Consider the following 25945-nt stretch of genomic DNA (forward strand, 5'->3'; position numbering starts at 1 on the left):
GTTGTCCCTACTTGTTGCTGGCTTGCGGGGCTAGCAGGCCACGGCGGCTGTCGAACGGGAAGGTGGTGGTCGCCGCCGGCTCCTGCTTGATCGCCTCGAGCGCCTCGGCGTTCGTCTTTCCAGCGATGCGCTGATTCAGATAGGCCTTGAAGTCGTTGGGCGAGACCACTCGGACTTCGAAGTTCATCATCGCGTGGTAGGTGCCGCACATTTCGGCGCAGTGGCCGACGAACGCGCCTTCCTTGGTGATCTCGGCGACCTGGAAGGTGTTGACCTGGTTGTTGCGCTCGGGCCAGGCGATGACGTCACGCTTGAACAGGAACTCCGGCACCCAGAAAGCGTGGATGACGTCGGCCGAGTTCAGCACGAACTCGATGCGCTTACCGCTCGGCAGCACCAACACCGGGATCTCGCTGGTGGTACCCACCGTCTCGATCTTGTCGAAGTTCAGGTAGGTGCGGTCCTCGGTGTTGAGGCCCTGGACCGGTCCGACCAGTTCTTCACCGTGCGCGTCCACGCCCTCGGGCTTCGAGGTCATCGCGTCCTTGCGGACCTGGTCCACCCCGTCGTAGCTCAGGGTGTGGTCGTGGAAGTCGACCTTCTGGTAGCCGAACTTCCAGTTCCACTGGAAGGCGGTGACGTCGACGACGACCTCGGGGTTCGGCTCGTGGTGCAGCATCTTCTCCTGCACCACGACGGTGAAGTAAAAGATCACCGCGACGGCCAGGAACGGCACGACGGTCAGGCCGAGCTCCAGCGGCATGTTGTAGCCGAACTGGCGCGGCAGCTCGGTGTCGGTCGCCTTCTTACGGTGGAAGATCATCGACCAGAAGATCATTCCCCAGACGAGCCCACCGATCACCACCGAAGCGATGACCATGCCGATCCACAGCTGGTAGTTGGCCTCGGCCTCGGGCGTGATGCCCTTGGGCCAGCCGAAACCGACCACATCGGTCCAGTCGACGCTGCATCCGCTGAGCGTCACCGCCAGCAGTCCGAGCACGCTGACCGCGGTCAGCGGTCGAAGCAGACGGCGATGTGCAACGCCCTGCCCGCGACGTGTCACGTTGGTGCCTCCTCGAGTCACAGAACGGGCCGACTGACCCGGTGGAGCAGTCGAATACTACGCAGCGTAGACCACCCGGATCACCGAGGTTTGATGTACCTGCCGGTTGGCCACCCCGGTGTGTTGACCGCCTCATCCGACGCCCCAGGTTCTGCGCAGGCCTACGTGGTTAAAGGCCGATACCGGTGCGGCATACTGGGACCCGATGTGTGGACTGCTGGCTTTCGTGTGTGCCCCGGCCGGCACCGACACCTCGGGACCGCGGCCCGCCGCGGATATGGAGAAAGTCGCCGGCGCGGTTTCGCGCGCGACACACCTGATGCGCCACCGCGGCCCGGACGAGCCAGGCGGCATCTGGGCCGGCGACCGCGTGGTGTTCGGGTTCAACCGGCTGTCGTTCATCGACATCGCCCATTCGCACCAGCCCATGCGGTGGGGGCCCCCGGAGGCGCCGGAACGCTACGAACTGGTCTTCAACGGCGAGATCTATAACTACGTAGAACTGCGTGCGGAGCTCGCCGCCGAGCACGGCGCGGTGTTCGCCACCGACGGCGACGGCGAGGCGATCGTCGCGGGCTACCACTACTGGGGCGTCGACGTCCTGTCGCGGTTGCGCGGCATGTTCGCCTTCGCGGTGTGGGACACCGTGGCCGGTGAGCTGTTCTGTGCCCGCGACCCGTTCGGGATCAAGCCGCTTTTCATGGCGTCCGGGCCGGGCGGCACGGTGGTCGGCAGCGAGAAGAAGTGTCTGCTGGACCTGGCCGAGGTGGTCGGGTTCGACACCGACATCGACGTCCGCGCCCTTCAGCACTACACGGTGCTGCAGTACGTGCCGGAGCCGGAGACATTGCACCGCGGCATACGCCGGCTGGAATCGGGCTGCTATGCCCGCGTTCGTCCCGGCGGTGAGCCGGAGACCACCCGCTATTTCCGTCCGCGGTTCGACGCCACCCCGATCACCCGCGACACCGAGCAGGCGCGCTACGACGAGATCACCGCGGTGCTCGAGGATTCGGTCGCCAAGCACATGCGAGCCGACGTCACCGTGGGTGCGTTCCTGTCCGGGGGGATCGACTCCACCGCGATCGCGGCGCTGGCGATGCGCCACAATCCCAAGCTGATCACCTTCACCACCGGGTTCGAGCGGGAGGGCTTCTCCGAGGTCGACGTGGCCGCCGCGTCCGCCGAGGCGATCGGCGCCCGGCACGTGGTCAAGGTGGTCAGCCCGGCGGAGTTCGTCGCCGCCCTGCCCGAGATCGTCTGGTATCTCGACGACCCGGTGGCCGACCCGGCCCTGGTCCCGCTGTACTTCATCGCCGCCGAAGCCCGCAAACACGTCAAGGTGGTGCTCTCCGGCGAAGGCGCCGACGAGCTGTTCGGCGGCTACACGATCTACCGTGAGCCGCTGTCGTTGCGGGCGTTCGACTACCTCCCGGCACCGGTGCGCCGCTCGCTGGGGAAGGCGTCGCGGCCGTTGCCCGAGGGCATGCGCGGCAAGAGCCTGCTGCACCGCGGGTCGCTCACGCTGCAAGAGCGTTACTACGGCAACGCACGCAGCTTCTCCGACGAGCAACTGCGTGCGGTGCTGCCCGGCTTCTCCCCCGACTGGACCCACACCGACGTCACCGCGGCGCTGTATGCCGAATCGGCGGGGTGGGACCCGGTGGCCCGGATGCAGCACATCGACCTGTTCACCTGGCTGCGTGGCGACATCCTGGTCAAGGCCGACAAGATGACGATGGCCAACTCGCTGGAGCTGCGGGTGCCGTTCTTGGACCCCGAAGTGTTCGCGGTGGCGTCGCGGCTGCCGGTGTCGGCCAAGATCACCCGCACCACCACCAAGTACGCGCTGCGCCGTGCACTGGAGCCGATCATTCCCGCGCATGTGCTGCACCGCCCCAAGCTCGGCTTCCCGGTGCCGTTGCGGCACTGGCTGCGCGCCGGTGAGTTGTTGGAGTGGGCGTACGCGACGGTGGACGCCACCGGCGCCGATCACCTGATCGATGTCGCCGCGGTGCGCACGATGCTCGACGAGCACCGGGTCGGCACCGCCGATCACAGCCGTCGGCTGTGGACCGTGCTGATCTTCATGCTGTGGCACGCCATCTTCGTCGAGCACAGCGTGGTACCGACCATCAGGGAACCGGACTACCCCGTCCGGCTCTAACCGTTGACTCTGCGTCCAGGGCGCGACCTACTCGCACTTTCGCGCCCTGGGCGCAGAGTCAACGTCGAATTATTTGAGCGCGGCGTCGATCTCGGCCGCGGCGGCGTCGCCGTAGGCGTCCGCCAACCGGCTCACCGCGGCGGCACGGTCCCACACCCATTCTTGGGTTCCGGTGGACTCGAGCACCAGCACCGCCACCAGCGAACCGAGCTGCGCGGACCGCTCCAGGTTCAAACCGGCGCTGCGACCGGTGAGGAAGCCGGCGCGGAAGGCGTCGCCGACCCCGGTCGGGTCGGTCTGGGACTTCTCCGGAACCACGCCGACGTGCACACGGGAGCCGTCCGGGGAGACGATGTCGACACCGTCGCCGCCCAGGGTGGTCACCCGCAGCCCGACCTGCTTCATGACGTCGGCCTCGGTCCAGCCGGTCTTGGACAGCAGCAGGTCCCACTCGTAGTCGTTGGTGAACAGGTAGGTGGCACCGTCGATGAGCTTGCGAATCTCATCCCCGGTCAGCCGCGCCAGCTGCTGCGACGGGTCGGCGGCGAACGCCAGCCCCAGCGTGCGGCACTCCTCGGTGTGCAAGAACATCGCCTCGGGGTCGTTGGCCCCGACGATCACAAGTTCCGGCTTCCCGGCGGCCTCGACCAGCGTGGCCAGCGAGATGTTGCGGGCCTCCGACATCGCGCCCGGGTAGAACGACGCGATCTGGGCCATGTCTTGGTCGGTGGTGCAGACAAACCGGGCCGTGTGCGCGGTTGTCGAGGTCAGCACGTGGTCGCAGTTGACACCGTGCGAGACCAGCCACTGCCGGTAGTCGGCGAAGTCGGCACCGGCGGCGCCGACCAATGCGGCGTCACCTCCGAGCACACCGATGGCGAAGGCGATATTTCCCGCCACGCCGCCGCGGTGTACCACCAGGTCATCGACCAGGAAGCTCAGCGAAACCTTCTGCAGGTGATCGGCCAGCAGCTGTTCGGAGAACCGACCCGGAAAGCGCATCAGATGGTCGGTCGCAATCGAACCGGTCACCGCAATCGTCACTGAACAATCCCCCTCGTATCGTCACCATGGGCCTGGATGTGGGTACCCACGGTAGCGGCCCGATGCCGCCGGTCCGCCGCCGGGCAGCACAGAGCCCCCGGCCTTGCGGCGAATATCAGATGCTCAGTTGAACGAGTCGCCGCACGAGCACGAGCCGCCGGCGTTGGGGTTCTCGATGGTGAAACCCTGCTTGTCGATCTGGTCGGCGTAGCCGATCTCGGCACCCTGCAGGTACGGCGCGCTCATCCGGTCGACGGTCAGCGTGACGCCGTTGAACTCCGCGACCACGTCACCGTCGAGGCTGCGGTCGTCGAAGAACAGGTTGTAGCGCAGGCCGGCGCAGCCGCCCGGCTGGACCGAGATCCGCAGGGTCAGGTCGTCACGACCCTCCTGTTCCAGCAGCGCCTTCACCTTGGCCGCGGCCTCATCGGTCAAGACCACGCCGTGAGACTCGGTGGTCGACTGATCCTGAACAGTCATTGCGTCTCCCTATTGCGGTTGATCATGGGGGCGGGCCCGGCCTCGCCTGGAGGCGTTCGAGCCCACCACAACAACGATACCCTGCGCCGACGTGTTCCCTACCGACGGCGAACCCGGCGGTTAGCGAGGCTCGCCGCAGGAGAGGCGAAGCTGGAGCGCCGAATCACCCGCGTGAACCCGCGGGACGGCCACCGATCTGCGCCGCGGTGACGGCGGTCAGCCCGATCAGCTGGTTGGCCGCGTCGATCAGAGCCAAGCCCACCGAGCCGGCGTAGTCGGCGAGTGCCCGGGCGGCCAACACCCCAGCCGACCGCAAAGCGGGCTCGTCCAGGCTGATCTGTCCGGCCAGCACCAGCAGCGGTAACTCCCGCGCCCGGGCCGCAGCCGCCAGCGAACCGACCACTTTTCCGTGCAGCGACTGCTGGTCGAAGTGGCCCTCGCCGGTGACCAGAACGTCGGTGTCAGCGAGCGCGGCCGCCAGACCGGTGTGGCGGGCCACGATCTCGGACCCGGATTCGATGGTGCCGCCCAGGGCCAACACGGCGGCTCCGATCCCCCCGGCTGCCCCGGCACCCGACGCGGCGCTGGCCTCCCATCCGGCGGCGGCGTCCAGTTCGGACGCCCAGGCGGCCAGCCGGCTCTCGAGTACCGCGACCGTGGCCGCGTCGGCACCCTTCTGCGGCCCGAATACGCGGGCCGAGCCCCACGGGCCCAGCAGCGGGTATTGCACGTCGCAGGCGGCGATCAATTCGACGCCCGCGAGCCGCCGGCGTCCGGCGGCCAGGCCGCCCAGTTCGTCGATCATGCCGCGACCGCCGTCGGTGCAGGCACTGCCGCCAAGCCCGACGACGATTCGCTGAGCCCCGGCCGCCAACGCCGCGGCGACCAGCTGGCCCACGCCGGCGCTGTGGGCGACCAGCGCGGTCCGCGGCGATGGAGGCCCGCCGAGCAGCCCCAACCCACACGCCTGAGCGCATTCCAGGTAGGCCGTGTTGGCCGCGACGTCCCAGACCCACTCGGCGTCGACCGCGTCGTCGAGCGGTCCGCTGACCCGTGACCGCTGCACCGCGCCCAGCGTGGTGGCCAGCACCGCGACGAAGCCCGGGCCGCCGTCGGACTGCGGTGCGATCGCCAGCCGGTCGTGGGGTCGGCTGCGGTGCCAGCCCGTCGAGATGGCGGCGGCGGCCTGCACCGCGGTCAGGCTCTCGCCGAAACAGTCCGGCGCGATCAGGACCCGAAGCGCCCGCGCCCGAGGACCGGCCGAGCCGCCGGCACCCGGGTGATCAGCCATCTCTGCAGGGTATCGAGCCGCGCGGACGGCGACGCAGGCCGGGCGGACCGGCCAAGTAATCTGGCGGGCGTGAAGTTGCCGGGGCGCAGAAAAGACGAGGCTCAGTCCGCGCAGTCCGTGGTCTCCGCCGTCTCGGTCGACGGCAATGAGTCTGAGGATGCCGCCCGCGGCGGCGTCACCGCCCCCAAAGGCCGGCCCACCCCCAAGCGCAGCGCCGCGACCAAACGCCGCGGCCCGGTGGCACCGGCCCCGATGACCTCCGCGGAGGCCCGGGCCCGGCGCAAGTCGCTGGCCGGCCCGAAGCTGAGCAAGGAGGAACGCCGGATCGCCAAGGCCGAGCGTCGCGAGCGCATGGCCGACCGCCGGGAACGGATGCTGTCCGGCGACGAGGCGGCGCTGCTGGAGCGCGACCGCGGCCCGGTGCGCCGGTACGTTCGCGACATCGTCGACGCCCGCTACAACCTGCTGGGCCTGTTCATGCCGGTGGCGCTGGGGCTGATGTTCATCATGATGGCGGTCCCGCAGGTCCAGTACTACATTTCGCCGGCGATGATGCTGCTGATGGTTTTGATGGCCGTCGACGGGGTGTTGGTGGCCCGCAAGGCCGGCCGGATGGCTGACGCCAAGTTCCCCGACAATGTCGAAAGCCGCTGGAAGCTGGGGCTCTACGCCGCCAGCCGCGCATCCACCCTGCGCCGGATGCGGGCACCGCGCCCGCAGGTGCGGCGCGGCGAACGCCTCGACTGAGCCCTGCTCGGCACCGACAGCGATGGAATTCCCACCGGTCAGCCCACCTGATGCCGCGGTGGCGGCCGCCGCCCGGGCCCGGCAGGACTCCTTGACCAAGCCTGCGGGTTCGCTGGGTCGCCTCGAGGCCCTGTCGGTGTGGGCGGCGGCCTGCCAAGGCCAGTGCCCACCACAACAGTTCGAGCGCGTCCGCATCGTGGTGTTCGCCGGTGATCACGGCGTGACCCGGGAACGGGTCTCGGCCTACCCCGCGGAGGTGACGGCGCAGATGGTCGCCAACATCGACCGGGGCGGGGCGGCCATCAACGCGCTGGCCGCCGTCGGCGGGGCCCGAGTGCGGGTGGTGGACATGGCCGTCGATGCAGAAGCAACCGACTCCCCCGGGACGTCCAGCACGTCCGGGTCCTACAAGGTGCGCCGCAGCAGCGGCGACATCACCAGCGAGGACGCGCTGACCCCCGAGCAGACCCTGGCCGCGATCGAGGCCGGCCGGCGCATCGCCGACGAGGAAGTCGACGGCGGGGCGGACCTGCTCATCCCCGGCGATATGGGAATTGGGAACACCACCGTCGCAACGACATTGATCGCCGCGCTGACCGGCGCCGAGCCCGCCGAGGTGGTGGGTCACGGGACGGGCATCGATGATGCCGGCTGGGCGCGCAAGACCGCGGCAGTGCGTGACGCCCTCTTCCGGACCCGCCCGCACCACACCGATCCCCTGGCGCTGCTGCGCTGCTGCGGTGGCGCCGACTTCGCCGCGCTGGCGGGGTTCTGCGCCCAGGCCGCTGTGCGGCGCACCCCGGTGCTGCTCGACGGCCTGGCGTCGACGGCGGCCGCCCTGGTGGCCGACCGGCTGGCGCCCGGGGCCCGGGCCTGGTGGCAGGCCGGTCATCGCTCGCCGGAGCCCGCGCATGCGCTGGCCTGCGCGGCGCTGGGCCTGGAGCCGATCCTCGACCTGCAGATGCGGTTGGGCGAGGGCACCGGCGCCGCGGTTGCCCTGTCGGTGCTGCGCGCCGCGGTGGCGGCGTTGGCCTCCATGTCCACCTTCGCCGAAGCCGGCGTCAGCGACCGATCATCGTGATCGCTTCCCTCGCCTCGTCTTTCGCGTTCGGAACGATTCTTCCCGTTTCGTCCGGCCGGCCGCCGGGCCGCGGGGCGATGACAGTATTCCCGGTCGTCGGCGCCGTGTTGGGCGCGCTGGCCGCGGTAGTGGTCTGGGCCGGCGGGTACGCCTTCGGCCCCGGCAGCCCGATCACGGGCCTGCTCGCGGTGGCTGCGCTACTGGCCGCGACCCGCGGACTGCACATCGACGGGGTGGCCGACACGGCCGATGGTCTGGGGTGCGCCCGGCCCGCTCCGCAGGCGCTGCAGGTGATGCGCGAGGGATCGACCGGCCCGTTCGGGGTCGTCGCGGTGGTCCTGGTGATCGGCCTGCAGGCAACGACCTTCCCGATGCTGGGCGCCGGGCAGATCGTGCTCGCGGTCTGCGCGGGCCGGGTGGCCGCGGTGTTGGCCTGCCGGCGCTCGGTGCCCGTCGCCGGGGGAAGCATGCTGGGCGCCACGGTGGCCGGCAGTCAGCCGCTGTGGGTCGCCGCCGCCTGGGCGATGGCGCTGCTTGCGGCGGCGATACCTGCCGGCGCGGCGCCGTGGCACGGTCCGGTTGCCGTCGCCCTGGCCCTGACTTGCGCCGCTATGCTGGTAAAACGCTGTGTACGTCGCCTTGGCGGCATCACCGGCGATGTCCTCGGAGCGGTCATCGAGTGGACGACGGCGTTGGTCGCGGTAGCGCTCACCGCTCTGACCAGCGGTTGACCCTCGCGTCAATTTCGCATCCTTTCCGGACTTCCGGATATTTCTCCGGAGCAATGTGTTACACCCAATTGGTCTTTGTAACAATTGCAGCAGCCATTAACATCATGGTCCGGGGAGGAAATCTGGGATGCCGCGCCATCAGAACTACAGCAAGCGGAGTCGGGAATCACGCAAGGCGATGACCGACGGCGCCGCGGATGCCGACGACGTCGACGACGACCCCGGCTGCTGCGAACGCATCGCCGAGGATTGGTCACCGGTGGCCGACGACCTGCGCCTGCCGCCAGATCCCGTGAGCTGACCTACTGCGTAGTCGGTGATGTCGTAGGTACCCCGCCGATGGGGCTCCAAAGCCGGCAGCGGCGCACTGCGCGACATCGACCGGAAATGCAGTAGTCGACTACTGCGTGCGTTCCTTCTCAGCGACCTTAATGTCGGTCTTTACCGGATTGTCAGGTTCGTTGGGAGGGCCCGTCATGTGCGATCAGTACGCAAACAGGACCCACACCAGTGCCCGTCACCGCCGACTGATCGGACTGACCAGCACTGCCGGAGCTTTTCTGGCGTTCGGGATGAGTCCGCTGGCCGCAGCACCGGCCCAGGCCGATCCGATGATCGACTGGATCGTCGACCTCTTCGATCCGGCGAGCTGGTCGTGGCTGGGCGCGGAGAGCACCGCCGCGGCCACCGACCCCACCACGGCCGACTGGTTCGATACCTGGTTCTATGCCCCACTGCACCACGCCGGGCAGGACTGGCTGGCCAGTCAGTCCGGTATCGAGATCAGCACCTGGGTCAACAACACCTTTGGCAACGGCCAGCTGCTGATCGGCAACGGTGCCGACGGGATCGACGGAGGCACCAACGAACAGGCCATGGGCGGCGCGGGCGGGCTGTGGTTCGGTGACGGCGGCGACGGCGGCACCGCTGTCGGCGGCTGGGGCGGAAACGGCGGCGATGCCGGATTCTTCGGCAATGGCGGCGACGGCGGCCACGGCGGCGGCTTCGGTTCCGGCGACTATCCCGGCGATGGCGGCGACGGCGGGAGCGGCGGCACCTACATGGGTCACGGCGGCTCCGGCGGAGACGGCGGAAGCGGTGCCGCCGGCTGGGGCGGCGGTTACGGCGGGGACGGCGGCAACGCCGTAGCCTGGCTGTTCGGCAATGGCGGCGCCGGTGGGCACGGCGGCAACGGGGGGAATGGCGCGGCCGGTGCGGTGGGCGGCGACGGCTGGTACGGCGGCGACGGCGGCAAGAGCGCGGCGCTGTTCGGTGACGGCGGCAACGGTGGGACCGGCGGCAAGGGCGGTGACGGCGGCGCCGCGGGAGCCGTCGGTGACGGCGGTGACGGTGGCTACGGCGGACTCGGCGGCCACGGCGGCGGCACCGCCAACGGCGAGGGAGGCGGCGGCGGGACCGGCGGACACGGCGGCAACGGTGGCAATGGCGGCACCACATCGGGTAATGGCGGCAGTGGTGGTGTCGGCGCGGGTGGCGGCACCAGCGGGATCATCGGGAGCGGTCCCGGTGGCAGGTACTCCGGCACCGGTGGCATCGGAGGCGACGGCGGGAACGGCGGGAACGCCAGCGCCGCCGGCTATTCCGCGGGTCGCGGCAACGGCGGTGGATGGGGCGGCACCGGCGAATTCGGCGGGGCGGGCGGCGACGGCGGCGCGGGCGGTGACGGCAGCGGTGGCGCGATCGGTGCCGTGGGCGGCAACGGCGGGACCTCCGGGTTCGGCATAGCCGGCACCGGTGCCGGGGGAAACGGCGGCCACGGCGGTGCCGACGGCGGCGGCGTCGGCGGCGTGGGCGGCAATGGGGCCATCGCCACCTTGGGCACCACCTCTGGTGGTGGCGGCGGAGGTGGTGGCGGCGTTGGCAGTGCCGGGGGTACCGGCGGCGCGGGCGGTGTCGGCGGTGTCGGCGGCATCGGTACCGGTAGTGACTTGTTCGGCGGTATCGCGGGGGTAGGTGGAGCCGGTGGCTCAGGCGGAGTAGGCGGCCGCGGCATCGATGCCGGCAGCACCGGTGGGATCGGTGGGCCCGGCGGGGCCGGCGGGAACGCCACTGGAATCAGCAGCATAGGCGGCGGCTACGGCGCCGGAGGTCGCGGCGGAGCCGGCGGGGCCGGCGGCATCGCGTTCCATGGCGGTACGGGCGGAAACGGCGGTGCCGGCGGGATCGGCGGGGACGGCACCGGTGGCAGTTCCGTGATTATCGGTCAAGGCGCCCTCGGTGGCGGTGGTGGCGCGGGCGGTACCGGCGGCACCGCCGACGGCTCCGTCGACGCAGGAGCCGACGGCTACAACGACTACACCGGTGGCGCGGGCGGCGCGGGCGGTGACGGGGGCAATGCGACTACCGCAGTACAGGGCACGGCTACCGGAGGCTTCGGTGGGACCGGTGGAGCCGGTGGGGTTGCCCATCCCGGTGCCGGCGGTATCGGAGGGGTCGGCGGCGCCGGGGCCAACGCCACCGACAGCTTCGGGGCTACCGGCGGCGATGGCGGTGCCGGCGGTGCCGACGGCTCCCCCGGTACACCCGGCACACCGGGCTGATCTGGGTCTACTGACCCCGCTCAGTCGAGCCGCGCCATCCAGCCGTGGGTGTCAGCGAAGGTGCCGCGCTGGATACCGGTCAAGGTGTCGCGCAGCGCCATGGTGACCTCACCGGGCTGACCGTCGGCAATGGTGAACTCGCCGTCCGCGGACTTGACCTGTGACACCGGGGTGATGACCGCGGCCGTACCGCAGGCGAAAACTTCGGTGATCTCGCCGGAAGCGGCCTTCTTCTGCCATTCACTGACATCGATCTTGCGTTCTTCGACACTGAACCCCGCATCAGTTGCCAACTGCAGCAACGAATCCCGCGTGATACCGGGCAGCAGTGAACCGGACAGCTCCGGAGTGACCAGGCGCGCCGAGCCACCGGTGCCGAACACAAAGAACAGGTTCATGCCGCCCATCTCTTCGACGTAGCGCCGCTCGGCCGCATCCAGCCACACCACCTGGTCGCAGCCGTTGTCGGCGGCCTGCGCCTGGGCGACCAGCGATGCGGCGTAGTTACCGCCGAACTTGGCGGCGCCGGTACCGCCGGGGCAGGCCCGCACGTACTCGGTCGACAGCCACACACTCACCGGCTTGATCCCGCCCTTGAAGTAGGCCCCAGCCGGTGATCCCATCACCAGGCAGCGGTACTCGTTGGCCGGGCGCACCCCCAGCCCCGGCTCGGTGGCGAAGACGAACGGGCGCAGGTACAGCGACTCCTCGCCGCCCGGCGCCGGCACCCAGGCTCCGTCCACGGCGATCAACTGCCGCAACGACTCGATGAACAGATCGTCGGGCAGCTCCGGGATGGCCAGCCGCCGCGAGGATGCGCGCATCCGGGCGGCATTTGCCTCGGGGCGGAACGAGACGATCGATCCGTCGGTCCACCGGTAGGCCTTGAGCCCCTCGAACACTTCTTGCGCGTAGTGCAGGACGATGGCCGACGGGTCCAGTTCGATGGGTCCGTAAGGAATGACCCGCGCGTTGTGCCAACCCGCGTCCACGGTGTAGTCGATCGAAACCATGTGGTCGGTGTGGTACTTGCCGAAACCCGGCTCCGCCAAAATGGATTCGCGCACCTCGTCGGGCGTCGGGTTCGCGGTGACCGACACGTGGAAATCGAGGAGGCTGCTCGTCATGCAGCGATTGTATAACCGGTGCGCTAACGGGTTTTTGCCGTGACGAATGGCGGCGTCACCACCTCGCATTCGACCGCGCGACCGCGCACGTCGACGGTGAGCCGCGCGCCGTCTTCTATGCCCGCGTCGGCGTCGATCAGCGCCAGCGCAATACCGACCTTCTGCGTCGGCGAGAACGTTCCCGACGTGGTGACCCCGACCCGGTGGTCACCGTCGAGTACCGCCAGGTCGGCGCGCAACACTCCCCGACCCGTGGCGCGAAGGCCACGCAGCAGGCGCGCGGGGCCGGCAGCTTTCTCCGCCAGCAGCGCGTCGCGGCCGAAGAACGACTCCTTCTTCCAGCCGATCGCCCAACCGCAGCGGGCCTGCAGCGGCGAGATGGTCGGCGACAGTTCGTGACCATGCAGGGCGTAGCCCATCTCGGTGCGCAGGGTGTCGCGGGCGCCCAGGCCGGCCGGCTCACCGCCGATCGCCCGCACGGCCTCCACCAGCGCATCGAACACCACGCCCGCCGATTCCCACTCCGGCAGCAGCTCGTAGCCGTGTTCACCGGTGTAGCCGGACCGGCACACCCGCACCGGCACCCCGGCAAAGGCGGCATCGGCGAACGCCATGTAGTCCATCTCGGTCGGCAGGCCAAGACCCGCGACCACCTCGGCCGATCGTGGGCCCTGCACCGCCAGCACCGCACGCGAACGGTGTTCGTCGGTGATCGTCACCCCCGCCGGCGCCGCCTCCTGCAGCACGGCCACCACGTCCGCGGTGTTGGCGGCGTTGGGTACCAGAAAAATCTCGTCGTCGGCGACGTAGTAGGCGATCAGATCGTCGATGACGCCACCGGATTCGTTGCAGCACAAGGTGTATTGGGCCTGTCCCGGCGTGATCCTGCCCAGGTCGTTGGTAAGCGTCGCATTGACGAAGGCCGCCGCACCCGAACCGCGAACGGTCGCCTTACCCAGGTGGCTGACGTCGAACAGGCCGACGGTCTCGCGGGTGGCGTTGTGCTCGGCGACGGTGCCGGCGTAGGACACCGGCATCAGCCAGCCGCCGAACTCGGCGAAGCTGGCGCCCAGCGCGCGGTGGCGGTCTTCCAGGGGTCCGTGCTGCAGTTCGCTCACGTCGAGCCAGCCTAATCGGGCGGGCGTAAACCCACCGCGCAGGTTGCTCGCTGCACATCCCGGCTCGCGCCATTTCATCCGGGACTCACCCGCTCGCTCCCCGGTTCAGCGGCGCAGTGTGCCTTTATGGCGCTTGGTCTCGGGTGTCGAGCGTCACGACATGTTTCGACATCTTTGACCGCTTACCACGACTATCGGGCAACTTCTCGGTACTCTCCTTGAGGGGGAATTCATTCAGTTCACGGCTCGATCACAGGTACAGCTATGGGGGGTTGACGTGACACAGCGGCGGTGGACACATCGGCCCGCGGCCGACGGCACCGGATACGGCGAGCGCTCCAGCAACGGCAAGCGCATCGCCCTACTGCGGGTGATGGCCCCAACGATGCCCGACAATCACTTATTTCAGGAGAGAGCAAGAGTGGGTAGATACACGAAACGCGTCTCGGGCGCGACGGCGGTGACCATCCTGGCGGTCGCACTCGCACCGGTGGCCGGCACCGCCTCCGCCTCGGCAAGCGCGCCGCACATCTGGAACACCCCGGTGAGCCTGACCGCGTTGCCGGACGCCAGCGAAGTGGCGCAAGCAGTGGAAGCCATGGCGAAAACTCTGCACTGGATCTACATCGACGCCGGGTACCCCGGAACTACGCCGGCGGACACTCACGACCTTGCCGAGACAATCGTGCTGAACGCCTATAACTACGGCTACACGACAGACCAGCTGACCAATATCGTCAACGTCGGTGGGCCGCAGAACATTCTTTTGGAGCTGCACGATTACTCGCCTACGTCCGTTTTTGAGTATTACGACAACTATTTCACCCAGTGGGTTGATTACTTCCCCAACGCCCACATCCCGAATCCAAACGACTCGGTGCCCCTGCCCGACCTCGGCGATGAGATCGGGCAGAGCGGCGACCCGGGGATGTATTCGGAAGCCGCGGACCACTTCGGGATCTTTTATCCGCTCGTCCGGGACATCGGCGCCTTCCTCCACACCTTGCCCGACGATCCGATCCTGGGCAGCGGGGCACTGGGATTCTTCAGCTGGGGAGTCACGACGGGTTGGGACTTCATGATGTACGGCTACTACGGAATGAACGGACTCGACCAACAGCCAATCGACGAGCAGCTGGACGGGGATCTCAACGCCCTCATCGGTCTCGTATCCCCCGTAGCCGCGATCGAAGATGCCGTCGCTTTCTTCGACCACACAGGCGACCTCTTCAACGGCACCATGACCGTCGAAGGATTCGGAGAATGGTCCGGAGAGTTCATCGGGATATTGCTGTCCGTCCTCTAGTCCACGTGTGACAAGCCAGCGTCTGGCGGCGCCTCTCGGCAACGTGCCCCGCTGACCGGCCGAGGGCTGGCACAGTTGGCGACGTGGCGGATTCGGCGGATTTCGAGGCTCTGCAGGCTGCCGGTATCGCTGATGCCCGTGAGCGTGCCGGCCTGATCGAATACCTCCACGGCCTCGGGTTCACCACCGAAGAGATGGTCGACGCCGAGCGCCAGGGCCGGCTGTTCGGCCTGGCCGGTGACGCGGTGGGACGCTCGGGCCCGCCTGATTACACGTTGCGCACCGCGGCCGAGGTGTTGGGCGTGACGGTCGACGACGTCGCCCAGGCCTGGCGGATGCTCGGGCTGAGCGTCCCCGGCCCGGACACGCCCGCGCTGAGCCAGGCCGACGTGGACGGGCTGGCCACCTGGGTCCAGATGCGGTCCTACCTCGGCGAGCCCGTCGACGGCTTCCTGCGGGTGCTGGGGGCGACCATGGCGCGGCTGGCCGAGGCGGAGTCGTCGATGATCCGGCTCAGCGAGCCCGACATGTGGCTGGGCCATACCCGCGACGAGCTGCGTACCGCCCGGGCCTGGCGCTCGGTCGCGGCCTATATCCCGCGCATCGGCGCCATGATCGACGCCGTCCACCGCCAGCACCAGGTCAGCCACCGGACTTTCCTCGAGGGGCTGGCCGGCGGGCCGGCGGCCAGCCTGATGTGCGGCGTCGGTTTCGCCGACCTGACCGGTTTCACCGCGCTGACCCAAGTCCTCACGTCCGCGGAGCTGGCCACACTGCTGACCGATTTCGCCGGCAGCGTCGCCGACGTCGTGCATTGCGACGGTGGGCGGGTGGTCAAGTTCATCGGCGACGCGGTGATGTGGGTAAGCGCGACCGGGGACCTGCTGGCCAGGGCGGCGATCGATCTTGTCGAGCATCCCAAGGCCCGCAAGGCCGGATTGCAGGTACGCGCCGGGGTGGCTTACGGCGAGATGCTGGCGATCAACGGCGACTACTTCGGCACCCCGGTCAACCTGGCCGCGCGCCTGGTCGATGCGGCCGTACCGGGCCAGGTGCTGGCATCTACCTGCGTCCGCGAAGAACTCCCCGACTGGCCGGCCACTCTTCAGGAACCGTTGACGCTCAAGGGTTTCGACGAACCCGTCCCGGCATACCAATTGCACCCCAACCCGGATCGTTAGGGTGAGTGCTTGTGAGCACCGAACCCGGATACCCCGCCCCCTCCGTCACCGTCGCCGCCTCGCTGCCCGCGAACGCCGATGAGGCCGTGCTGATCGTGCCGGTCGTTGCCGCTGATGACGACTCCGGAGCCTCGGTCGCCGCGACCGAGCCGGCCCTGCCCGCCGAGGCGGTCGCCGAGATCGAGGGCGCACTGCGCGCACTGGGCGCCAAGGGCGGCAGTGAGCAGGTGAACCGGCTGGTGGTGGCGTCGCTGCCGGTGGCCAGCGCGGTGGCCGTCGGACTGGGCAAGCCGCGCGATTCCTGGCCGGCCGACACCGTCCGCAAGGCTGCCGGAAACGCGGCACGTTCACTCAACGGCACCGCCAGCGTGATCAGCGCACTGAGCGGGCTGCCCGGCGACGGGGTGCTCGCGGCCGGCGTCGAGGGGCTGCTGTTGGGCGGCTACCGATTCACCGCGTTCCGCAGCGAGAAGACCGCCCCCAAGGAACCGGGTCTGCAGGCCGTGACGATGCTGTCCACCGCGGCTGACGCCCAGGAGCAAGCGGCGCGCGGCGCCGACATCGCCACCGCGGTGGCCACCGCGCGCGACTTCGTCAACACCCCGCCGAGTCACCTTTTTCCGGCCGAGTTCGCCGACCGCGCCAAGGCGCTGGGAGAGTCGGCCGGCCTGGAGGTCGAGGTGCTCGACGAACAGGCGCTGGCCGACGCCGGCTACGGCGGGGTGATCGGTGTGGGGCAGGGCTCCTCGCGCCCGCCGCGTCTGGTGCGGTTGATCCACCACGGATCACGCCTGCGCGACAACCCGGACGGCGCGAAGAAGGTGGCGTTGGTCGGCAAGGGCATCACCTTCGACACCGGTGGTATCTCGATCAAACCGGCTGCCTCGATGCACCACATGACCTCCGACATGGGCGGAGCGGCCGCGGTGATCGCGACAGTCGTGCTGGCCGCCCGTCGCGGACTGCCGATCGACGTGACCGCGACGGTTCCGATGGCCGAGAACATGCCGTCGTCGACGGCGCAGCGCCCCGGCGACGTGCTCACCCAGTACGGCGGCATCACCGTCGAGGTGCTCAACACCGACGCCGAGGGCCGGTTGATCCTGGCCGATGCGATCGTGCGGGCCTGCGAGGACAGCCCGGACTACCTGATCGAGACCTCGACGCTGACCGGCGCACAGACGGTGGCGCTCGGAGCACGCATCCCCGGGGTGATGGGCTCAGACGAGTTCCGCGACCGGGTGGCGGCCCTCTCGCAGGCCGTCGGCGAGAACGGCTGGCCGATGCCGCTGCCCGACGAGCTCAAGGAGGACCTGAAGTCGACGGTGGCAGACCTGGCCAACGTCAGTGGTCAGCGTTTCGCCGGCATGCTGGTCGCCGGGGTGTACCTGCGTGAGTTCGTGGCCGACGGAGTCAACTGGGTGCACATCGACGTTGCGGGGCCGGCCTACAACTCCGGTGGCGCCTGGGGCTACACCGGCAAGGGCGGCACCGGGGTGCCCACCCGCACCATGTTCGCGGTACTGGAAGACATCGCCGCGAAGGGATAACCGGCTGCCGAAAGTCAGACTGGGACTTCCGCGTCTTCCACGTCGCTCTGGCTCCCGGCCTGCCGCACCGGGCGGGGCGACCTTTCCACGCCCTGCTGAAAAGACAGCGCCACACTTTGCACCAGCATCAACACCGCGAACACGGCGACCCAGAGCCAGGATTCTGCCGCGCTCAGATGGGATGCCACATCGGTTTTCGGCAGCGCCGCCATGGAGCGAACGATCGCGGCGATGATCACGACGGTGCTCAAGTACGGAAACGCGGTCCGAATGCGGCCGGCCATGGGCCCGATCGGCGATTCGCTACGTCGTCGCGCCCGTCCGAGGAACCAGCCGATCGCACAGACGACCGCGATGGCGACCGTGATGGGCACGGACAGCCGGTTGGCGTCGTCCCACAGCGGCTGCACCGGCCGATGCGTCTGCTGGTCGCCGAGGGAGAGCGCCAGGTCTGTCAGGGTCGCCTCCACGAAAAACACCGCAATCGGTGGGACCAGGACCGCCACGATGAACACGCAATGTCTGATCAACGTGCCCGCGCTTCCCGACACGAACTGCACGATGGCGTACAGCAGAATATAGAGCGAGGCCACAAATGATATGCCGCCCAACAGTTCTGCGGATGCGGCACGACCACTGCCGAGAGCGCACCCCTGCTCGCCGGCCAGCAGACTGTATTGCACCGCGGTCAGGAACAGCCCCAGAAAGGCGTTCATCAGCGCGACCCCGGTAAGGGTCTCGTGCTCGACTTCGCGCGGGTCCGGAGCATGGCCGTCGCTACGCCGCCGATACGCACGATCGAGCACCAGATTGATGACGACGAACGCGAAACCGGCCAGCAAACCGGCTAGTTGGGCATAGTTGCGGGCCACGATCGATATGTCGAAGCCGGTCCACAGCTCACAGGCTGCGGCGATCTGCTCAGCGGGCACCCGCGAGATATTAGTGACGCTTCAGCGGCCGCAGTAGCGCTTTAGCGGACTGCGCGGTGCGCCATACCGGACGGCGTCGAGAGACGTTCGACCGCCACCTCGATGTGTGGCGGTGACACCGCAATGACAGGATGGTTTTCGACAGTCCACCTGGGCACCGCCCTCGCCCCACCACTGACGTGGTATCCAGGAAACGACGTGCAGCGACCGATCGAGCGAGGAGTCAACAACGATGGCCTTCTCAGTCCAGATGCCCGCCCTCGGTGAGAGCGTCACCGAAGGAACGGTGACCCGCTGGCTCAAGCAGGAAGGCGACACCGTCGAGGTCGACGAGCCGCTCCTGGAGGTCTCCACCGACAAGGTCGACACCGAGATCCCGTCACCGGTGGCCGGTGTGCTGACCAAGATCATCGCCGGCGAGGACACCACCGTCGAGGTCGGCGGTGAACTGGCCTTGATCGGCGAGGCTGGGGAAAGCGCCTCGGCTCCTGCAGCCCCCGCGGCGCCGGCGGCCGAGCCCGCTCCGTCGGAGCCGGCTCCCGCTGCCGAGGCGCCGGCCCCGGCTGCTCCGGCGCCCGCTGCTCCGGCGCCCGCCGCGGAGGCACCGGCCGGAGACGGCACCCCGGTGCTGATGCCCGAGTTGGGTGAGTCGGTCACCGAGGGCACCGTGACGCGCTGGCTCAAGCAGGTCGGCGACACCGTCGAGGTCGACGAGCCGCTGGTGGAGGTCTCCACCGACAAGGTCGACACCGAGATTCCCTCCCCGGTGGCCGGCACCCTGCTGTCGATCACCGCCGGTGAGGACACCACCGTCGAGGTCGGCGGTGAACTGGCCCGAATCGGTTCGGGTGCCCCGGCGGCCCCCGCCGCGGCGCCGGCCCCCGCGCCCGCTCCCGCAGCGCCCGCTCCGGCACCTGCGGCTCCGGCACCTGCGCCCGAGCCTGCTCCCCCGGCACCGGCACCCGCTCCGCAGGCCAAGCCCGAACCCACGCCGGCGCCAGCACCCGCTCCGGCGCAGCCCGCTGCTGCCGAGGCCCCGGCCGGCGACGCCGCACGGTATGTGACCCCGTTGGTGCGCAAGCTCGCCGCCGACAAGAACGTCGACTTGAGCCGTGTCACCGGCACCGGGGTCGGCGGGCGAATCCGCAAGCAGGACGTCCTGGCCTTCGCCGAGAAGCAGGCGCAGCCGCAGCAGGCGCCCGCGGCTGCGGCCGCCCCGCGCCCTGCTGCCGCGGCACCCGCCTCGGCGCTGGCGCACCTGCGTGGCACGACGGCCAAGGCCAGCCGGATCCGTCAGATCACCGCCAAGAAGACCCGCGAATCCCTGCAGGCCACGGCGCAGCTGACCCAGACCCACGAGGTCGACATGACCAAGATCGTGGCGCTGCGGGCCCGGGCAAAGGCGGACTTCGCCGAACGCGAGGGCGTCAACCTGACCTACCTTCCGTTCATCGCCCGCGCGGTGATCGACGCCCTCAAGGCGCACCCCAACGTCAACGCCAGTTACAACGAGGACGCCGGAGAGATCACCTACTACGACGCCGAGCACCTCGGCTTCGCGGTGGACACCGAGCAGGGCTTGCTGTCCCCGGTCGTCCACAACGCCGGTGATCTTTCGCTGGCCGGCCTGGCGCGGGCCATCGCCGATATCGCCGCCCGGGCCCGCTCGGGCAACCTCAAGCCGGACGAACTGTCCGGGGGCACCTTCACGATCACCAACATCGGCAGCCAGGGCGCACTGTTCGACACGCCCATCCTGGTTCCGCCGCAGGCTGCCATGCTCGGCACCGGAGCCATCGTCAAACGGCCGCGGGTCATCGTCGACGAGGCCGGCAACGAGTCGGTCGGCGTGCGTTCGGTGTCCTACCTGCCGCTGACCTACGACCACCGTTTGATCGACGGTGCCGACGCCGGCCGGTTCGTGACCACGATCAAGAACCGGCTGGAAGAGGCTGCGTTCGAGGCGGACCTGGGTCTCTAACGGCGCCGGGGGCTTTTCCAAAGAGCTGCAAGAGGATTCAGCTGTGAACAACCCCATCGTCGCGATCGCCGGATCATCCGGACTGATCGGCTCGGCGCTGATCTCGGCGTTGCGCGCCGACGATCACCAGGTGCTGCGGCTCGTGCGGCGAACACCGGCCCACGCCGGCGAGCTGCAGTGGGATCCCGAGGCCGGTGCCATCGACGTCGGCGCACTGGCCGGGGTCGACGCCGTGGTCAATCTGTGCGGCGTGGGCGTCGGCGACCGCCGCTGGTCGGGGGCGTTCAAACAGAGTCTGCGCGACAGCCGTATCGCCCCGACCGAGGTGCTGTCGGCCGCAGTGGCCGAGGCCGGCGTTCCGGTGCTGATCAATGCCAGCGGGGTCGGCTTCTACGGTGACACCGGCAACCGCACGGTCGATGAGTCAGCTTCGGCAGGAACGGATTTCCTGGCTCATCTCGCCAAGGACTGGGAAGCGGCAACCGCGGCCGCCCGCGACTCGGGCGCCCGAGTGGTGCTGGCCCGCACCGGCATCGTGCTGTCGCGATCTGGCGGCGTCTTGGGCCGATTGCGGCCGCTGTTCTCCCTGGGACTGGGCGCCCGGATCGGCAACGGCCGGCAGTACATGTCGTGGATCAGCATGGAGGATGAGGTGCGCGCACTGCTGTTCGCGATCTCGCACGACACGCTGTCGGGCCCGGTGAATCTGACCGGACCGGCGCCGGTGACCAACGCCGAGTTCACCGCCGCACTGGGGCGCGCGGTCAATCGCCCGACCCCTATGCTGCTGCCCGCTTTCGCGGTGCGTGCCGGGCTCGGCGAATTTGCCGAAAGCCTCCTGACCGGCCAGCGGGCCATCCCCGGCGCGTTGGAGGAGGCCGGTTTCCGGTTTGCCCACCACACCGTCGGCGAGGCCCTGGCCTACGCCACCTCCCGACCGACCCCGTTGTAGACACCCGCGCCGAGTAGCCTGCGAACATGGTGTCCATCCGCTCCAGCGCCAAGCCGATCGAGGTGCGCCAGCTGGGCACCGTCGACTACGACACAGCCTGGCAACTGCAACGCGAGCTGGCCGAGGCCAGGCCGGCCGGCGGCCCGGACACCATGCTGCTGCTGGAGCACCCGCCGGTCTACACCGCCGGGCGCCGCACCGAGCCGCAGGAACGCCCGATGGACGGCACCCCGGTGGTCGACACCGACCGCGGCGGCAAGATCACCTGGCACGGTCCGGGTCAGCTCGTGGGCTATCCGGTGATCGGCCTCGCCGAACCTTTGGACGTGGTGAACTACGTTCGACGCCTTGAGGAATCGCTCATCGAGGTGTGTAACACGTTGGGTCTCAACACGGTTCGGGTGGATGGCAGGTCCGGGGTATGGCTGCCGCCCGGCGGCGGCCGGCCCGCCCGCAAGATCGCGGCGATCGGCGTCCGGGTGGCCCGCGCCACCACGTTGCACGGATTCGCACTCAATTGTGATTGTGATCTCAATGCGTTCAGCTCGATTGTGCCGTGCGGGATCACCGACGCAGGAGTGACGTCACTGTCCGCGGAGTTGGGCTTTGTGACCGGCGTCGAAGATGTGCGGCGGGCGGTGGCCAGTGCCGTCGTCGATGCGCTCGACGGTGTGCTGCCGGTGCGCGAGCATTCCGGTCCGCGCGTAACATCGACTCGGTGAGCGCCGTCCCGGGAGGTCGTAGGTTAAGCCGAGCCGAAGCACGCAACGCCGAGACGCCGATCGAACGCAAGCCGTCATGGATCAAGACCCGCGCCCGGATGGGACCCAACTACACCGAGCTGAAGGTCTTGGTGAAGCAGGAGAAGCTTCACACGGTGTGCGAGGAGGCGGGCTGCCCCAACATCTACGAGTGTTGGGAAGACCGGGAGGCCACCTTCCTGATCGGCGGCGAGGTCTGCACCCGCAACTGCTCGTTCTGCCTGATCAAGTCGGGTAAGCCGCCCGAGTTGGACCGCGACGAACCGCGCCGGGTCGCCGAAAGCGTGCAATCGATGGGCCTGCGGTATTCGACGGTCACCGGTGTCGCCCGCGACGATCTGCCCGATCAGGGTTCCTGGCTCTACGCCGAGACGGTGCGTGCCATCAAGGCCCTCAATCCGTCCACGGGTGTCGAACTGCTGATCCCCGACTTCGGCGGACGGCCCGACCTCTTGGGCGAAGTGTTCGAATCTCGCCCGGAAGTGCTGGCGCACAACGTCGAAACCGTGCCGCGCATCTTCAAATTGATCCGGCCCGGATTCAGCTACGAGCGCAGTCTTGACGTGCTGACCCAGGCCCGTGATGCCGGGTTGGTGGCCAAGAGCAACCTCATCTTGGGCATGGGCGAGACGGCCGATGAGATCAAAGCGGCGCTGTCGGACTTGTACGACGCCGGCGCCGAACTGGTCACCATCACCCAATACCTGCGCCCCACCGAGCGGCACCACCCCATCGACCGATGGGTCAAGCCCGAAGAGTTCGTCGAGCACGCCCGCTACGCCGAGGAACTGGGCTTCGCCGGCGTGATGTCGGGGCCGCTGGTGCGCTCGTCGTATCGCGCTGGGCGGCTCTACCAGCAGGCGCTGGAAAACCGGGCGCGCCGTGACCAGGCCCCCGCCACCGCGCACGGCTGACTGACGCCCCGGCTGGCGGTAAGCCCCGCTGGGTATCCTTGGTAGCTATGGCCAGACCGCGCACCACCACCGAGAACAAGGCTGCTCGGGCGGAGGCGAAAGCCGCCCGCAAAGCCGCCAGCCAGCAGCGCCGCACCCAGCTGTGGCAGGCCTTCCAGCTGCAGCGCAAAGAGGACAAGCGGCTGGTGCCGTACATGGTGGGCGCCTTCCTGCTGGTCGCGGGGGTGACGACCGCGCTGGCACTCAACGGCGGCACGTTCGCCAAGGTGACGACGATTCCGCTCGGCCTGGTGCTCGGCGCCCTGGTGGCATTCATCATCTTCGGCCGACGGGCTCAGCGGTCGGTCTATCGCAAGGCCGAGGGGCAGGCCGGGGCTGCGGCGTGGGCACTGGACAACCTGCGTGGCAAGTGGCGGGTGACCCCGGGGGTGTCCGCCACCGGCCAGCTCGACGCTGTGCACCGGGTCATCGGGCGGCCGGGCATCATCTTCGTCGCCGAGGGTTCGCCCGCCCGGCTCAAGCCCCTGCTCGCCCAGGAGAAGAAGCGCACCGCCCGGCTCGTCGGTGACGTGCCGATCTATGACGTGGTGGTGGGCGCCGGCGACGGTGAGGTTCCGCTGGCCAAGTTGGAGCGCTACCTGACCAAGCTGCCGGCCAACATCACGACGAAGCAGATGGAATCGTTGGAGTCGCGGCTGGCCGCGTTAGGTTCGCGAACCGGAACCGCGGCCATGCCCAAGGGCCCGCTACCCGGCGGCGCGAAGGTGCGGGGCGTTCAGCGCGCGGTGCGCCGGCGCTAGTCGAACAGCCCGTTGACTCTGCGCTGACGGCGGAGGCTACTCGCACTTTTGCGCCGTACACGCAGAGTCAACGCGGGGCGGCTAACGGTTTAGCGGCTGCGCACCACGGCGGTCGCGGTGGCCCGGTCCTGCAGGCCACGGCCGTCGGCGTCGACGAACAAGGCCGGCACCACCAGTGCGATCAACAATCCGCGGACCGCGGCGCGACCCATGCCCACGCCCAGTCCGGGGCCGTCCACCGGGACCACCCGCAGGCCGCAGGCGTACTGACCCGGCGTGAAACCGAACAGCCGCACCGCGGCGACCCCGAGGACCAGCCAGATCCCCAGCACCACCGTTGCCAGGTATTCCGGCGTCACCACGCCCGCTGCCACGCCCAGACCGGCCAGCCCGTAGCCCACCATCCAGTCGAGGGCCAGGGCCACCATGCGGCGCCCCATCGGAGCCAGGGACCCGGGGCCGCCGGAAGGCAAACCCAGGCCCTGTCCCGGGGCGTTGTCGGGGCGGCTGGGTCCGGCCGACTCCGGCCCGGACAGCCACGAAGAGAACGTGCGGCTCATGGCCCCTACGATAGGCGGGCGGCGAACCCGACCCGGCGTCGACGGGTCCAGCCGCCGTTGCGTAACGTCAGCACCGGCAACCTCAGCGTCCGACCGGGGCTACCAGCGGAGGAGAACACTTCTGTGACCGACAAGACGGCCGACGACATTCTCAAGCTCGTCGCCGATGAGAACGTGGAATACGTCGACATCCAGTTCTGTGACTTGCCCGGTCAGATGCAACATCTGTCGATCCCCGCGTCCACGTTGGATGCGAGCGTGTTCGAAGACGGACTGGCCTTCGACGGATCCTCGATCCGCGGCTTCCAGTCCATCCACGAGTCGGACATGATGCTGCTCCCCGACTTCTCCACCGCGCAGATCGATCCGTTCCGGGCCGCCAAGACGTTGAACCTCAACTTCTTCGTCCACGACCCGTTCACCCGCGAGCCCTACTCGCGCGACCCGCGCAACGTCGCCCGCAAAGCCGAGAACTACCTCACCAGCACCGGCATTGCCGACACCGCCTACTTCGGCGCCGAAGCCGAGTTCTACATCTTCGACTCGGTGCGCTTCGACTCGCAGATGAACGGCACCTTCTACGAGGTCGACTCGGACTCGGGCTGGTGGAACACCGGCTCGCCGACCGAGGCCGACGGGCGGGCCAACCGCGGATACAAGACCCGCCCCAAGGGCGGCTACTTCCCCGTCGCCCCCAACGACCAGTACGTCGACCTGCGCGACACCATGACCACCAACCTGGCCAACGCCGGCTTCACCCTGGAGCGCGGCCACCACGAATGCGGCTCCGGTGGGCAGGCCGAGATCAACTACAAGTTCAACACCCTGCTGCACGCCGCCGACGACGTCATGTTGTTCAAATACATCATCAAGAACACCGCCTGGGCCAACGGCAAGACGGTCACGTTCATGCCCAAGCCACTGTTCGGCGACAACGGCTCCGGTATGCACGTCCACCTGTCGCTGTGGAAGGGCGGCCAGCCGCTGTTCTACGACGAGGCCGGCTACGCCGGACTCTCGGACACCGCACGCCATTGCATCGGCGGCATCCTGCACCACGCGCCGTCGCTGTTGGCGTTCACCAACCCCACCATCAACTCTTTCAAGCGCCTGGTGCCGCACTACGAGGCGCCGATCAACCTGGTCTACAGCCAGCGCAACCGCTCGGCCTGCGTGCGTATCCCGATCACCGGCACCAACCCCAAGGCCAAGCGGCTGGAGTTCCGCTGCCCGGACTCCTCCAGCAACCCCTATCTGGCGTTCGCGGCCATGTTGATGGCCGGTATCGACGGCATCAAGAACAAGATCGAGCCGGCCGCGCCCGTCGACAAGGACCTCTACGAGCTGCCGCCGGACGAGGCCGCCGACATCCCGCAGGCCCCCACCACGCTGGCCGAGGTGATGGACAACCTCGAGTCCGACCACGAATACCTCACCGAGGGCGGCGTATTCACCCCGGACCTCATCGAGAACTGGATCCGCTACAAGCGCGACCACGAGATCACCCCGATCAGTGTGCGGCCGCACCCGTACGAGTTCGCGCTGTACTACGACTGCTGAGCCGGCACGCAACGACCCGGCTAAACGGTCCGCAT

Annotated in this window: 23 protein-coding genes; 15 read left to right on the top strand and 8 right to left on the bottom strand. The window is 68.9% G+C overall.

Features of this window, described 5'->3' with window-relative positions:
* Positions 1 to 7: 7 nt before the first annotated feature.
* Positions 8 to 1087, bottom strand: coding sequence for a cytochrome c oxidase subunit II (locus ACJH5R_RS10490; protein WP_406781896.1), 1080 nt, complete (start codon positions 1085 to 1087; stop codon positions 8 to 10).
* 184 nt (positions 1088 to 1271) lie between these two features.
* Here ACJH5R_RS10490 and asnB point away from each other — a divergent pair, with 184 nt between their 5' ends.
* Entirely contained in the window at positions 1272 to 3233 is a 1962-nt protein-coding gene (gene asnB / locus ACJH5R_RS10495) for an asparagine synthase (glutamine-hydrolyzing) (RefSeq protein WP_406758344.1), read from the top strand.
* A 69-nt stretch (positions 3234 to 3302) separates the two neighbouring features.
* Here asnB and ACJH5R_RS10500 read toward each other — a convergent pair whose 3' ends face one another.
* The 3 genes from ACJH5R_RS10500 to ACJH5R_RS10510 form a co-directional block, all read right to left on the bottom strand.
* A complete protein-coding gene (locus ACJH5R_RS10500) occupies positions 3303 to 4277 on the bottom strand; it encodes a carbohydrate kinase family protein (RefSeq protein WP_406781897.1) in 975 nt (324 codons plus the stop codon).
* Positions 4278 to 4400: 123 nt separating this feature from the next.
* Positions 4401 to 4757, bottom strand: a complete 357-nt coding sequence (locus tag ACJH5R_RS10505; protein WP_024440524.1) for an iron-sulfur cluster assembly accessory protein — start codon at positions 4755 to 4757, stop codon at positions 4401 to 4403.
* Between the two features lie 163 nt (positions 4758 to 4920).
* Entirely contained in the window at positions 4921 to 6048 is a 1128-nt protein-coding gene (locus ACJH5R_RS10510) for a glycerate kinase (RefSeq protein WP_406781898.1), read from the bottom strand.
* Positions 6049 to 6165: 117 nt separating this feature from the next.
* Between ACJH5R_RS10510 and ACJH5R_RS10515 the strand changes: the two genes are divergently transcribed.
* The 5 genes from ACJH5R_RS10515 (at position 6166) to ACJH5R_RS10535 (ending at position 11168) form a co-directional block, all read left to right on the top strand.
* Positions 6166 to 6795, top strand: coding sequence for a DUF3043 domain-containing protein (locus tag ACJH5R_RS10515; protein ID WP_406782022.1), 630 nt, complete (start codon positions 6166 to 6168; stop codon positions 6793 to 6795).
* Between the two features lie 22 nt (positions 6796 to 6817).
* Complete coding sequence (gene cobT, locus ACJH5R_RS10520) at positions 6818 to 7876, top strand: nicotinate-nucleotide--dimethylbenzimidazole phosphoribosyltransferase (RefSeq protein ID WP_406781899.1); 1059 nt, start codon at positions 6818 to 6820, stop codon at positions 7874 to 7876.
* Positions 7873 to 8607, top strand: a complete 735-nt coding sequence (locus ACJH5R_RS10525; RefSeq protein WP_406758340.1) for an adenosylcobinamide-GDP ribazoletransferase — start codon at positions 7873 to 7875, stop codon at positions 8605 to 8607. Before cobT ends, ACJH5R_RS10525 begins: the two co-directional genes overlap by 4 nt.
* A gap of 127 nt (positions 8608 to 8734) precedes the next feature.
* Entirely contained in the window at positions 8735 to 8908 is a 174-nt protein-coding gene (locus ACJH5R_RS10530) for a hypothetical protein (protein ID WP_406758339.1), read from the top strand.
* Between the two features lie 175 nt (positions 8909 to 9083).
* A complete protein-coding gene (locus ACJH5R_RS10535; RefSeq protein WP_406781900.1) occupies positions 9084 to 11168 on the top strand; it encodes a hypothetical protein in 2085 nt (694 codons plus the stop codon).
* Between the two features lie 20 nt (positions 11169 to 11188).
* On the opposite strand, the gene ACJH5R_RS10540 is transcribed toward ACJH5R_RS10535, so the two are convergent.
* Both ACJH5R_RS10540 and gcvT read right to left on the bottom strand, forming a co-directional pair.
* Complete coding sequence (locus ACJH5R_RS10540) at positions 11189 to 12295, bottom strand: branched-chain amino acid aminotransferase (RefSeq protein ID WP_406758337.1); 1107 nt, start codon at positions 12293 to 12295, stop codon at positions 11189 to 11191.
* A gap of 23 nt (positions 12296 to 12318) precedes the next feature.
* Positions 12319 to 13413, bottom strand: a complete 1095-nt coding sequence (gene gcvT / locus ACJH5R_RS10545; RefSeq protein ID WP_406758336.1) for a glycine cleavage system aminomethyltransferase GcvT — start codon at positions 13411 to 13413, stop codon at positions 12319 to 12321.
* A 277-nt stretch (positions 13414 to 13690) separates the two neighbouring features.
* Between gcvT and ACJH5R_RS10550 the strand changes: the two genes are divergently transcribed.
* The 3 genes from ACJH5R_RS10550 to ACJH5R_RS10560 all read left to right on the top strand — a co-directional run bounded on the left by ACJH5R_RS10550 (position 13691) and on the right by ACJH5R_RS10560 (position 17450).
* Positions 13691 to 14719 (top strand): hypothetical protein, encoded by a 1029-nt coding sequence (locus ACJH5R_RS10550; RefSeq protein ID WP_406758335.1) that lies wholly within the window; start codon positions 13691 to 13693, stop codon positions 14717 to 14719.
* A gap of 83 nt (positions 14720 to 14802) precedes the next feature.
* Positions 14803 to 15900: an adenylate/guanylate cyclase domain-containing protein gene (locus ACJH5R_RS10555; RefSeq protein ID WP_406781901.1), complete on the top strand. Its 1098-nt coding sequence runs from the start codon at positions 14803 to 14805 to the stop codon at positions 15898 to 15900.
* 11 nt (positions 15901 to 15911) lie between these two features.
* Entirely contained in the window at positions 15912 to 17450 is a 1539-nt protein-coding gene (locus ACJH5R_RS10560; protein ID WP_406781902.1) for a leucyl aminopeptidase, read from the top strand.
* Positions 17451 to 17464: 14 nt separating this feature from the next.
* Here the strand turns inward: ACJH5R_RS10560 and ACJH5R_RS10565 are convergent, their stop codons facing one another.
* Positions 17465 to 18382, bottom strand: a complete 918-nt coding sequence (locus ACJH5R_RS10565) for a hypothetical protein (RefSeq protein ID WP_406781903.1) — start codon at positions 18380 to 18382, stop codon at positions 17465 to 17467.
* A 232-nt stretch (positions 18383 to 18614) separates the two neighbouring features.
* Here ACJH5R_RS10565 and sucB point away from each other — a divergent pair, with 232 nt between their 5' ends.
* From sucB to ACJH5R_RS10590, 5 genes are read left to right on the top strand one after another with little or no spacing between them, the layout of a single operon-like run.
* The gene (gene sucB / locus ACJH5R_RS10570) at positions 18615 to 20363 is read left to right on the top strand and encodes a 2-oxoglutarate dehydrogenase, E2 component, dihydrolipoamide succinyltransferase (protein WP_406781904.1); all 1749 of its coding nucleotides are present in this window, start codon (positions 18615 to 18617) and stop codon (positions 20361 to 20363) included.
* 43 nt (positions 20364 to 20406) lie between these two features.
* On the top strand, positions 20407 to 21315 hold the full coding sequence (locus tag ACJH5R_RS10575) for a TIGR01777 family oxidoreductase (protein WP_406781905.1): 909 nt from the start codon (positions 20407 to 20409) through the stop codon (positions 21313 to 21315).
* Positions 21316 to 21341: 26 nt separating this feature from the next.
* Positions 21342 to 22037, top strand: coding sequence for a lipoyl(octanoyl) transferase LipB (gene lipB / locus ACJH5R_RS10580; protein ID WP_406781906.1), 696 nt, complete (start codon positions 21342 to 21344; stop codon positions 22035 to 22037).
* Positions 22034 to 22990 carry a lipoyl synthase gene (locus tag ACJH5R_RS10585; protein ID WP_406781907.1) on the top strand — a complete coding sequence of 319 codons (957 nt, stop codon included), beginning with the start codon at positions 22034 to 22036 and terminating at the stop codon, positions 22988 to 22990. Before lipB ends, ACJH5R_RS10585 begins: the two co-directional genes overlap by 4 nt.
* Positions 22991 to 23037: 47 nt before the next feature.
* Positions 23038 to 23790 carry a DUF4191 domain-containing protein gene (locus ACJH5R_RS10590; protein WP_406758327.1) on the top strand — a complete coding sequence of 251 codons (753 nt, stop codon included), beginning with the start codon at positions 23038 to 23040 and terminating at the stop codon, positions 23788 to 23790.
* Between the two features lie 89 nt (positions 23791 to 23879).
* On the opposite strand, the gene ACJH5R_RS10595 is transcribed toward ACJH5R_RS10590, so the two are convergent.
* Positions 23880 to 24350, bottom strand: a complete 471-nt coding sequence (locus ACJH5R_RS10595) for an RDD family protein (RefSeq protein WP_406781908.1) — start codon at positions 24348 to 24350, stop codon at positions 23880 to 23882.
* Between the two features lie 123 nt (positions 24351 to 24473).
* Here ACJH5R_RS10595 and glnA point away from each other — a divergent pair, with 123 nt between their 5' ends.
* Positions 24474 to 25910 (top strand): type I glutamate--ammonia ligase, encoded by a 1437-nt coding sequence (glnA, locus tag ACJH5R_RS10600; RefSeq protein ID WP_406758325.1) that lies wholly within the window; start codon positions 24474 to 24476, stop codon positions 25908 to 25910.
* Positions 25911 to 25945: the final 35 nt, after the last annotated feature.

This window comes from Mycobacterium sp. SMC-19 (genome assembly GCF_045310815.1).
In the GTDB taxonomy this organism is placed as follows: Bacteria; Actinomycetota; Actinomycetes; order Mycobacteriales; family Mycobacteriaceae; genus Mycobacterium.